The sequence below is a fragment of the Mucilaginibacter sp. genome, assembly GCF_036383575.1.
Classification (GTDB): Bacteria; Bacteroidota; Bacteroidia; order Sphingobacteriales; family Sphingobacteriaceae; genus Mucilaginibacter.
This window is the reverse complement of sequence record NZ_DASVOB010000055.1, coordinates 1-12310: the sequence shown is the minus strand read 5'-3', so window position 1 is coordinate 12310 and position 12310 is coordinate 1. Positions and strand designations below refer to the sequence as shown.

Below are 12310 nucleotides of genomic sequence, written 5' to 3'. Positions count from 1 at the left end.
GCCTGGCTAAACGCGAATTGGGTGATAAGCTTTTCCTGATCACCGATGCCGTTACCTCAACCAAAGAAGGTGCTTACCAGCATGAGCTTAGGGGCGACAGGTATACCATGCCCGATGGTACACTTTCGGGATCATGCCTTACCATGCTTAAAGCGGTAGAAAACTGCGTTAAATTGGCAGGGATCGACCTGGCGGAGGCCGTGAATATGGCATCATTATATCCTGCCGAGCTGGCGTCGCAAACAAAAAAGGGTAAAATTGAAAAAGGCTTTGATGCCGACCTTGTTGTTTTTGACGCTGATTTTGAAGTGGTTGAAACTATAATCAAGGGCGATTTTTTAACAAAGACAACATAAAATTTTAACACTGCAATTTATTCGCTATTTTTGGCGAACTACTCCCATATGAACAGAGCTTTATCAATTCTTGATATAAACAAAAGCAGGTTTCATTTATTTCTATTATTAGCAAATCACACCAAATGAAATACAAAAGAATATTACTGAAACTTTCGGGCGAATCGCTGATGGGCACAAGGCAATATGGTATCGATAATAACCAGGTTTTGCAGTATGCCCATGACATTAAAAACGTTTATGATGCCGGTATTGAAATTGCGGTAGTTGTTGGAGGCGGTAATATTTTCAGAGGGTTAAGTGCCGAAAAATCGGGCATGGAACGTGCCCAGGCAGATTATATGGGTATGCTTGCTACAGTTATTAACTGTATGGCGTTGCAAAATGCTTTAGAAAGCATCGGTGTAGAAACCCGCCTGCAATCAGCCATTAAAATGGAACAGATCTGCGAGCCTTACATCCGTCGCCGTGCTATGCACCACCTGGAAATGGGCAAGATCGTAATATTTGGTGCCGGTACCGGTAACCCTTATTTCACCACTGATACTGCCGCTTCATTACGTGCAATTGAAATTAAAGCCGATGTGGTACTGAAAGGTACCCGCGTTGATGGTATTTACACAGCCGATCCGGAAAAAGATCCATCAGCAACCCGTTACGATGAGATCACCTTCCAGGAAGTATATGACAAAGGCCTGAACGTAATGGACATGACCGCCATAACCCTTTGCCAGGAAAACAAATTGCCTATCATTGTATTTGATATGAACAAAGAAGGTAACTTCATGAAAATTGCCAAAGGTGAAGATATTGGTACGCTGGTGAAATAAGCCCCACCAAGCAAAAAAATCATGTCATTGCGAGCGCAGCGTGGCAATCGCACGGAAGCATATTCGCCCTGTATAGTATGCGATTGCTTCGTCGTTCCTCCTCGCAATGACATAAAATAGCGCATCGGTTGTAGCTCTTACAACCTCCGTCTATAAGCTTTATAAAAACTTAAAACCCCTGTTATTCCGTAGTTGGTAATAGCAGGGGTTTTTAATTGTTAGGCTATGAAGTTTATTTTGAGTACATTGCTGTTGTTTTTTATAACAATCTATAACGGACCGGTTAATAAGCCGGTAGCGAAGGTTGATCTGGATAAGTTTTCGGGTAAGTGGTATTCTTTATACTCTATCCCCACCATGTTTGACAGGGGTACCCGCGAAACTACTACTACCTACACACTAAATAATGATGGCTATTACAATGTAATAACCTGTGCCAAAAAGGGAGATAACGACGAGGTGCATACCTATAAGTCAAAACTGTTTCCCGAAAAAGAGAAGGACGGTGAGATGAAGGCCCAGTTTATCTGGCCTATTAAAGTTGACTATTGGGTTATCGACCTCGCGCCTGATTACTCATACGTAGTTGTTGGCCACCCGGATCATAAGTTTTTGTTTATCATGAGCCGTAAACCAACAATGCCCACAGCCGAATATGAGGAAATAGTAGCGCACTGCAAAGCTATGGGATACGCGGTTGAAAAACTGGTTTCGCAGCAACACAAGGATTAAGCTATCCGATCAATAAGAAATATCACTATAAATTACATATAACCTACGCCCTACAAAACTATTATGAAAAAGAAAGGCCGCCTATGAAAAGGCGGCCTTCTGCATTGTAGCTTTTAAGCTTAATTATTTAGCGTCATTAACGGCTTTGATGGCATCATCAGCAGCTTTTGCCGATGCATCATCTTTCATGGTAGTGCGTGAAGCTTTGATGCCTTCCAATTGCGTAACTACAAAGGGAGCGGCACCATAAACTTTAAATTTTATACCTGCATTTTTAAGCTCTTCAATACCTTGCTGAGCATATTCAGGCTTATTAACTTTAGCGGTCATATCGGCAAAGTTCTTAAGGGCGTTGAATTTTTCCTGGATACCTGACTCAACAAACGCGTGGTAAACAAATGGCCATTCGGCATCATTACCGTTGGTGGTGTATAAAGTCATGATAGCGGCAGTCAGCGCGCCTTTGTTGTCCTTTTCAAGGCCTTTGGCTAAGGTTAATGCTTTAGTCGGATCAAGCAGGGCAATTGCATTTAAAGCAGCACCCTGTACAGCATATGATTCGCTTGATATTGATTGCGTAAACAAGGTCATATTGCCGCTTGCTTTTAGTTTACCTAACGCGGTAATTGCAGCTGCCCGTACCAATGTGTTATCATCGGTTTGAGCTAATGAGATCAATATCGGCTGGGCTGCATTGCGCACATCATCCTTAGTGAGATTTAATGCCCTGATGGTTTTAATGCGTAAGCCATAATATTTATCCTTTAAAGCAGCGATCATGATTTTTTGTGCTTGCGGACGGGTTTGGTCAGCCGCTGCAGCATCTATAGCTTCATAACGGTCAAGGTAATTAGGAGCATTAAAATACTGGAAAGAAAATTCCTCAATAGTTTTATTGTCGGTTTTTTTGGTTAACAGGATCTTATCGGCATCAACGTTTACCAAATCGGGTTTGCCGGCCAGTTGGTAACTGATAGAATCAACCTTATTGTTCATCCATTCTTTATGGCGCACTTTTTTACCACCCTGGTAAACATCGATGGCTATTGGCAGTTTAAAGGTTTGGCCATCCTGGGTTTGTTTCAGGTAAACAGTTTCGGTTTTAGTAGCCTCATCCCATTTGTAGCTGATGTTTAATATCGGGTGCCCTGCGCCATAATACCACTGGTTAAAGTACCAGTTAAGGTCCTGGCCGCTGGCTTCTTCAAATGCTAAACGCAGTTGCTGGGCCTCGCCGTTTTTGAAGGCATTTGTTTTAAGGTAGATGTTAAGACCTTTATAAAATGCTGCATCGCCTAAATAGTTACGGAGCATGTTCAGAATACGACCGCCTTTTTGGTAAGTAACAGCGTCAAACACATCCTCTTTATCAGCGTAATAAAAACGCACCAGGTTTTTGGTGTTAGCTCCTGGTGAACGCAGGTAGCTTTGCATATCGGCATAGTTGTGGGCATCACCCCAATCTTTGCCATATTTATGCTCGGCCCAGATGGTTTCACTAAAGTTGGCGAATGATTCGTTTACAGTGAGATTGCTCCAGCTTTCGGCAGTAACATAATCGCCAAACCACTGGTGAAACAGTTCGTGAACAATAGTACTGCGGCCGTCATTATAATAAGCGTCAAGCAACTCGCGGTGGGTACCTTGTACATAAGCGCCATGTAAGGTAGCCGACGTGTTTTCCATTGCACCACTAACATAATCGCGCACTACAATTTGTGAGTATTTTACCCATGGATAATCAACCCCTAAGGTTTTTGAATAAAAGTCGATCACCTCAGGTGTAAATCCGAAGATCTCCTTGGCGTAGGGCGCGTATTTGGGTTCAAGATAATAGCTTACTTCTTTATCTTTCCATTTGTCTTTATAGATCTTGAAATCACCAACAGCCATCATAAACAGGTATGGAGAATGCGGCAGCTCCTGCTTCCATGTATCGGTTCGGGTACCGTCGGCGTTTGTTTTTTGCGCGATTAGTTTACCGTTTGATAAGGTTACGTACTTCGCCGGTACGGTCATCGTGATCTCTTCGGTAGTTTTTTGGCTTGGCTTATCAATGGTAGGGAACCAGGCCGATGAACTTTCGGTTTCACCTTGTGTCCAGATCTGGGTTGGTTTATCTTTTTCAGTACCATCAGGGTTAATGAAGTATAAACCTTTGGCATCGTTAATAGCCGCGCTGCCCTTTTCTTTCAGTTCGTTTGGTTTTGCAGTATAATCGATATAAATGGTGTAGCTTTCGTTGTTGCGGTAAACCTTATCCAGTTTAATGGCCACCGAAAGGCTGTCCTGGTAAGTAAATTTCAACGGAACGTTTTTTCCATTTTTTACTACCGAAATGTTTTTAAGGTCCATGCCTTTTGCATCAAGCCTTAAGCTGTCGGTTGGGTAAAAATGAGGTTTCAGCGTAACCCATTCTTTGCCATAGAGGTAGCGTTTTTTGTAGTCGAAACGCACATCAAGTTTGGTGTGGACGAGGTCGTTGATCTTGGTTGGTACTGCCCGGTAGATCTTTAAAGCCGGGTCTTCAGGGGGAGGGGCTTGCTGCCCGTAAGCAGTTGCCATAGCTGTGGTGAGCACACACGACAGCATGAGTTTTGTAATTAATTTGCGATCAGTCATATATAGAATAAAAGTTTGCTTTTTACAAGCTGCTAAGGATAGTTAATTTTCAAATATACATCCCGGCGGCTAAAATGTTTTGTGCGTAAATCACCTATGACGCATGGGAGCGAATTATGTTACGGGAACGACTGATTTTTGAGAGCATGTGAGAGGCCGGCCGGCCCAAGTATGCCCGGCCCCGGCCGCCGCACAATATTTGCGCCAAGAAAAACCGGAACGGGCTGAGTATTAAATCAAAATGTCTAACCCCACCGCGTAAAACCGAACACCAGATGTACGCTTTCGTACAGTAATAAGCGTTGTTTTTATTTAAGTTGCTGATAGTTAGGTGTTTTGATAAGTGGCACATGTTTTATTCAACAGTAACAGTAGTGTACTGCCTTTTGATAAACTAAAACCTGTTTGGGATATGAATTTGGATGACCATGTTTGGAATCTGGCTTCAAAGAAATTAGCTAATGAAGCTTCGGAAATGGAGCTGCAGGAGTTAAACGCTTTGCTGGCCGAAAACCCTGAGCTGCATAGTCAGCTTAAATTGATGTCGAAATGGTGGGATGATGGAGAAGAAAAACCCAGGAGTAATAGTTCGGCGTTGTTTGGCAGGATCCAGGCAAAAATTAAAGATATTGAGGGCTCAACCCCAGCTGAGACTACCGCCGCAGAGCCATCCGTAGTTAAACAGGTGATAAACCGGCAACCAGATCATAACAGAAATAAGAAATTAAAACAACATAGCCCGTTTTTAAACCGTACAGCCATGATCAAAAATTACCTGAAGATAGCTTTGAGGCAGCTGCGCAAGCAAAAAATGTATACAGCAATTAAAATTGGCGGCTTCGCGTTCAGTATTGCAGCATGTCTTTTAATTGCCCTGTATATTCGTGATGAGTTGAGCTTCGATAAAAGTTACCCCAACGCTAATAATATTTACCGTTTAATTGGTGATTACCATGACGGTGGTTCGCATGAAAAAGGCGTTGACTGGCCTTCAGTTATGGGGAAGGTGATCAAACAGGACTTTCCGGAAGTTGAAAAATCAGGCCGCTTGATGCCCAACTCGTTGTTTTGGGGTGCAGGTAGCAATGAACTAAAACGTGCCGATCAGGCCGATAATACCCATGAAGAAGGTTTTGCCTATGCCGATCAGGGATTGATAGATATATTGGGCGTACCCATGGTTTACGGTGACGCTAAACACGCGCTGACCGATCCTTTGAGCATCGTGATCTCAAAGAGCAAGGCCGATAAATATTTCCCCGGTCAAAACCCCATAGGTAAGGTTATATACCTCAACAATAACAAAACCCGGCCCTTTAAAGTAACCGCTGTAATGCAGGACCTGCCGCATAACTCGCACCTGCACGATTTTAAGTTTTTGCTAACCCTTGCCGGCGTTGAATTCTGGAATGGTGAACAGGCTACATGGGATGCCAACAATTACCATATCTACATGGTGCTGAAACCGGGTACCAACATACCGCAGTTTGAAAAAAAGGTTAGCACCAATATCCTCAAAAATTATTACATACCCAATATGGTCCGCAATGGCGATAAACGGGCAAGCAAAGTAATGGACATATTTAGCTTGAAAGTGCAAAATATACAGGATATCAATTTGCGGTCGTACGATATCCACGATGGTATGTCGCACGGGGATATGCGGTTTATTTGGCTGTTTGGCGCGGTGGCGGGCTTCATTTTGGTGATAGCCTGTATCAATTTTATCAATCTCTCAACTGCCAAATCGGCCAACAGGGCCAAGGAGGTAGGTTTGCGTAAAGTTGTTGGTTCGCAGCGTAGCGGTTTGATCCGGCAGTTTCTTACCGAATCACTGCTGTATAGTTTTTTTTCTTTTGCTTTAGGGTTGATATTAGCCTGGATCCTGTTGCCATATTTTAATGCGCTGGCATCCAAATCACTCAGTATGCCCTGGGCGCAGTGGTGGCTGGTGCCGGTGGTATTGGCTTCGGCTTTCCTGATAGGCATTGTGGCTGGTATTTACCCCGCGTTTTACCTGTCGGGTTTTAAACCTGCCGATGTGCTTAAAGGTAAATTAAGTACCGGCAGCAAAAGCTCGGTGCTTAGGAACGCGCTGGTTGTTTTTCAGTTCACTACATCAATTATCCTGATCATCAGTACCGTGGTTATTTATAACCAGATGCAGTTCATCCTCAATAAAAAGGTGGGTTTTGAAAAAGACCAGGTAGTGATGATCCAGGGTACCAATACGCTCGATAACCAGGTAAAAGCCTTTAAAAACGAATTGATAAAACTGCCTACCGTAAAAAGTGCTTCTATCAGCGATTTTTTACCCGTTTCGGGTACCAAGCGCAATGGCAACCAGTTTTTTAACGAGGGCAAGGAAAAAACAGAAGCTGGTGTTGGCGGTCAATTTTGGAATGTTGATCATGACTACCTGAAAACACTGGGTATTAAACTGGTAGCGGGACGTAATTTTAATCCGGATATGAAAACCGATTCGCAGGCGGTGATCATTAACCAAACTATGGCCAATAAGCTGGGCCTCAAAAACCCGATAGGTAAAAAGATAGTTAATTATGGCCCGGGCAAAACTATTATTGGTGTAGTGCAGGATTTCAATTTTGAATCGATGCGCGATGGTATCGAACCAATGGTACTTCATTTGGAGGCAAGCGAATCGATAGTATCGGTAAAAATAAAAGCAGGCGATGTGAAAAATGCCCTGGCGCAGATCACCACTACCTGGAAACAGTTTTCGCCCAATCAGCCTATCAGGTACACTTTTATGGATGAACGTTTTGCCAATATGTATGCCGATGTACAGCGGATGGGCCGCATCTTTACCAGTTTTGCGGTATTAGCCATTATGATAGCCTGTCTTGGTCTGTTTGCTTTAGCCGCCTTTATGGCCGAGCAGCGCAGCAAGGAAATTGGGATCCGTAAGGTACTTGGGGCTACCATTGGTAATATTACCACTATGCTCTCCCTGAATTTTGTGAAACTGGTATTTATAGCCATTGTGATTGCAACACCAATATCCTATTACGCAATGACCAAATGGCTACAGGATTTTACCTATCGTGTGCCATTGAGTTGGTGGATGTTTGCCCTTGCGGGTATAGCAGCAATTATGATAGCATTGCTTACCGTAAGCTATCAAAGCATCAGGGCCGCATTGATGAATCCGGTGAAGAGTTTGAAGGCGGAGTAGAGAGATTGGTGGTTAGAGATTAGAGGTTAGGGATTTCGGAATTGTCTGAACCTGGATTTATTGGATTTGCCGGATCATAGGATTTTGTTGATCAGGGCAGAAAATCCCGGGAATCAAAAAAAAACTCCCAAATCCCGGTTCAGACAGCGTTAGGGATTGAAGCGGATACCGGCCATGTGGCTAAGGTCTTGCGCAGTATGAGCGTAAAGCCCGGGCCGAAGGTAACGCCATTATTGATTTCGGATTTGGGATGCTTGATTTCGGATTTTATAAATATTGAAATGTTAAAATATGTCATCGCGAGGAGGAACGACGAAGCAATCGCGTACTATACAGGGCCGCTCTGTATAGTACGCGGTTGCCACGCTTCACTCGCAATGACATGTAGTAGCTACAATGAACCATTGAACAACTAATTAGTATGTTAAAAAGTTATTTAAAAACAGCATGGCGGTTTTTGTTGAAAAACAAAACCTTTAGTTTGATTAACATAATAGGGCTGGCAACAGGTACATTGTGCTGCCTTTACATTTTGCTTTACGTGCAGGACCAGTACAGTTATGACAAGCAGCATAAAGATGTTAAAGACATTTATCGTATCACAACCACGCTTGAGCTCACTGGTGATAAGCATAACAGCGCAACGAGTTCACCGCCCATTGTACCAGCCATGAAAAGTGATTTTGGTGAGGTTGTTCAGTTTGCGCGTGTGGTAACAACCGATGGCTTTGGCGCTAAGCAGCACCTGTTACGTTATAAGGAAAAATCATTTTATCAGCAGAATGCTGTTTATGTTGATTCCACCTTCTTTGATGTGTTCAACTTCCATTTTGTTAACGGTAATGCCAATAAAGTTTTGGCCGAACCTTATACCATTGTGCTGTTGAAGCCGGTTGCAGATAAGCTTTTCGGCAGTGAAAATGCTGTGGGAAAAATGATCTCCATCGATAATTCGTTCGGTAAGCATGATTTTAAGGTTACCGGGGTTATTGACGAAAGTGCGGGGCAGTCGCATATTAAAGCCAGTATGTTCCTGGCCATGAACAGCGGTGGACTGGGCCAGTATGTGCGGCAAAATTCTAACTGGGCCGGGAATAATTTTTTATATGCCTACGTAAAGCTGCGTCCCGATGCCAGTGCTGCCGCTCTTGAAAAAAAGCTTCCGGAGTTTTTAAGCAAATACGGTGCCGACCAACTGAAGGCCATTGGCATGAAAAAAGCACTGCACCTGCAAGCGGTAACTACCATTCATACTACGCCGGGGCACGAGCATGAGCTTACCAAAACGCTCGATCCGGCATTTTTGTATATCATGATATTAGTGGCCGTGCTGATCCAGGTTGTGGCCTGCATCAATTTCATGAACCTTTCAACAGCCCGGGCATCGAAACGCGCCAAAGAGGTAGGCGTACGCAAAGTGATCGGTGCCGGTCAGGGTGACTTGATGAAACAATTCCTGGGCGAGTCATTTATGTTAGCGCTCATTGGCGTGGCTATAGCGTTACCATTGCTGATATTCTTGCTGCCTTATTTAAACCAGATCACCCATACTGATATTCATTTATCGTTTTTTACCAATTATAAACTTTGGATAATGCTGGTGAGCATGGTAGTGGTTACCGGTTTTGTAGCGGGAAGCTATCCGGCCTTTTACTTGTCGGCGTTTAAAGCTATTAAGGTGATCAAAGGAAACTTTACAAGTCATATCTCGGCTGCGGGGATCCGCAAATCATTGGTGGTGTTTCAGTTTGTGCTGTCGATAGTACTGATAACAGGCATCATTGTGATATACAGCCAGCTCAACTTTGTAAAGAATAAAGATCTTGGTTTCGAGCAGAACCAAAAACTCATCTTTAATTTTTATACCGAAACCACACAAGGCAAAATGAAAAACTTTGCAAATGATCTGCGGCAAATGGCCGAAGTTAAAACTGTAAGTAATGCAGATAACTACCTGAGCCAATTTGTGCCGCATGATCATGGGGTTTATACCGCGGGCGGCAATATGGCCACCGCGACCGACGCGCAAAATATCAATACCGACGAGTTTTTTGCCAAAGCAAACGGTATTAAAATAATTGCCGGCAGGGATTTCCGGATAGGCGATACCACCCGTGTGCTTATTAATGAAACTTTATGTAAGCGGTTAGGAATAAGTCCGCAGGCAGCACCCGGTACCAGGCTTTATACCCAATATGCCCCGGATCCGGTAAGCTTTGTTGAAGTGGCCGGTGTAATGAAGGATTTTAATTACAACTCCCTGCATATGGAGGTGAAGCCCTTTATGCTGGTTTATCGTAATGATCTGCGGCAATTTAATGTAATGGTGGTATCAACAGATAGTAAAAACTATAAATCGCTATTGAGCAAAATGGAGACGCTTTGGCGTAAGGACATTGCCGATGCACCTTTTGAATATTCGTTTTTAGATACGGAAGTGCAAAAGCAGTATGAAACAGAAGTTACCCTGTCGCAAATTATCAATGCCTTTACATTAATGGCGATAGTGATCTCATGCCTTGGTTTGTTTGGCCTCGCGGCCTTTAGTGCCGAGCAGCGGAGCAAGGAGATTGGTGTGCGCAAAGTGCTTGGTGCCAGTGTGACGGGTATTGTACAGCTGTTATCAAAAGATTTTGTACAACTGGTGCTGATAGCCCTTGCCATAGCAACGCCAATAGCCTGGTGGGGGATGAACAAATGGCTGCAAGCCTTTGAATACCGGGTACCCATAAGCTGGTGGATGTTTGCCCTGGCCGGCGTGCTGGCATTGGTAATAGCCCTTGTAACGGTAAGCTCGCAGGCCATAAGAGCCGCAAGGATGAACCCGGTTAAGAGTTTGAAGGCGGAGTAGAGTGGTTAGAGATTGGTGATTAGAGGTTGGGGAATTTCGGATTTCGGATGTTCGATTTCGGAATTAAAGAAATAATATAATCTATGTCATTTAGGAGCAGGCTGGGGAGTGTGTGAGTGCGACGAGGCAATCCCGTAGCGAGTGCATAAGCGACGTACAACGCGGTCAATCTAAATGCGACGAGGTTGCCCCGCTATCGCTCGCAATGACATGGAGCGGATAACAGTGAACTAATGAACAATGAACCAATGAATTAAACCAAACCTATGATAAAAAACTATTTAAAAATCGCTATCCGTAACCTTACAAGGCACAAGGGGCATACATTTATCAATATTGCAGGCCTATCGGTTGGTATGGCTGTGGCTATGCTTATTGGTTTGTGGGCGTATGATGAGCTTGGTTTTAATAAATATTATCAAAACTATGACCGCATTGCCCAGGTAATGCAAAACCAAAGCAATAACGGCGAAGTGCGTACTATGCCCAACGAGCCTATACCTTTGGGTGAAGAGTTGCGAAAAAGTTATGGCAGCAATTTTAAATATGTAACTATGGCCACCGGTGCAGGTACCCATACCCTGGCCTTTGGCAATAAGCTGCTGATGAAGCAAGGCGTTTATTTTGAACCGCAGGCGCTGGATATGTTCAGTGTTAAAATGATTAAGGGAGGCGGTACTGTATTTAATGATCCTAACTCCATTATACTATCCGAATCGGCTGCCAAAGCTTATTTTGGCGATGAAGACCCGGTAAATAAAATAATGAAGCTTGATAACAAAGCTGTTGTAAAAGTTACCGGTGTTTATGAAGATATGCCTGCAAATACCACTTTAGCTAATGCTTCATTCTTTTGCCCGTGGCAGTTGTTTGCTAACAATAACCCCTGGATGGAACAGATGAAAAACGAGTGGGGGCGCAGTGCTTTCTTGTGTTACGCGCAAATAGCTGATCATGCTGATATGGATAAAGTTTCGGCCAAGATCAAAAACGCGAAACTTAACAAATGCAATGCTGATGAAGCCCAGCATAAGCCCGAGCTTTTTCTGCACCCGATGAGCAAATGGCACCTGTATACCGATTTTAAGAATGGCGTAAGTGTGGGTGGGGCTATTCAATATGTTTGGCTGTTTGGCATCATCGGTATTTTTGTATTGATATTGGCTTGCATCAATTTCATGAACCTGAGTACCGCCCGTTCAGAAAAGCGGGCTAAGGAAGTCGGCATCCGTAAAGCGGTAGGCTCATTGCGAGGTCAATTGATCCTCCAGTTCTTAACCGAGTCGGTTACAATTGCAATGGCATCGTTTGTGATAGCCATTTGCATAGTACAGGTTTCGTTACCATATTTTAATCAGGTAGCAGGTAAACAACTTGACATATTGTGGCATGACAATATGTTTTGGCTTGTATGTGCCGGTTTTACCCTTATTACAGGCTTACTGGCAGGCAGCTACCCGGCCTTCTATCTGTCATCATTTAAAGCGGTTAAGGTATTAAAGGGGACCTTTAAAGCGGGTAGGTTCTCTGCGGTTCCGCGCAGGGCTTTGATAGTTGTGCAGTTCACCGTCTCGGTAGTGCTTATTATTGGCACCATTATCGTGTTCAGGCAAATCAGGTTTGCCGAGGGACGGGCAATAGGTTATAATAAAGATAACCTGGTAACCTTATCCACCTTCGGTCCTGATATTCATAAAAACTTTGCGGTTATTGAAGATGAATT

7 protein-coding genes are annotated in these 12310 nt (G+C 43.7%); 6 read left to right on the top strand and 1 reads right to left on the bottom strand.

Features of this window, described 5'->3' with window-relative positions; genetic code table 11:
* The 3 genes from VF500_RS01905 to VF500_RS01895 form a co-directional block, all read left to right on the top strand.
* The coding region (locus VF500_RS01905) for an amidohydrolase family protein (RefSeq protein WP_330858052.1) at positions 1-356 on the top strand (356 nt) is incomplete at its 5' end.
* 125 nt (positions 357-481) lie between these two features.
* Positions 482-1186, top strand: a complete 705-nt coding sequence (gene pyrH / locus VF500_RS01900) for a UMP kinase (protein ID WP_121233670.1) — start codon at positions 482-484, stop codon at positions 1184-1186.
* Between the two features lie 225 nt (positions 1187-1411).
* Positions 1412-1918, top strand: coding sequence for a lipocalin family protein (locus VF500_RS01895; RefSeq protein WP_330858051.1), 507 nt, complete (start codon positions 1412-1414; stop codon positions 1916-1918).
* Between the two features lie 123 nt (positions 1919-2041).
* Here VF500_RS01895 and VF500_RS01890 read toward each other — a convergent pair whose 3' ends face one another.
* Positions 2042-4540 carry a M1 family aminopeptidase gene (locus VF500_RS01890; RefSeq protein ID WP_330858050.1) on the bottom strand — a complete coding sequence of 833 codons (2499 nt, stop codon included), beginning with the start codon at positions 4538-4540 and terminating at the stop codon, positions 2042-2044.
* Positions 4541-4883: 343 nt separating this feature from the next.
* Between VF500_RS01890 and VF500_RS01885 the strand changes: the two genes are divergently transcribed.
* The 3 genes from VF500_RS01885 to VF500_RS01875 all read left to right on the top strand — a co-directional run.
* On the top strand, positions 4884-7736 hold the full coding sequence (locus tag VF500_RS01885) for an ABC transporter permease (RefSeq protein ID WP_330858049.1): 2853 nt from the start codon (positions 4884-4886) through the stop codon (positions 7734-7736).
* Positions 7737-8217: 481 nt separating this feature from the next.
* A complete protein-coding gene (locus VF500_RS01880; protein ID WP_330858048.1) occupies positions 8218-10587 on the top strand; it encodes an ABC transporter permease in 2370 nt (789 codons plus the stop codon).
* A 266-nt stretch (positions 10588-10853) separates the two neighbouring features.
* Positions 10854-12310 (top strand): ABC transporter permease (locus VF500_RS01875; RefSeq protein WP_330858047.1); only part of this gene is annotated, 1457 nt, incomplete at its 3' end.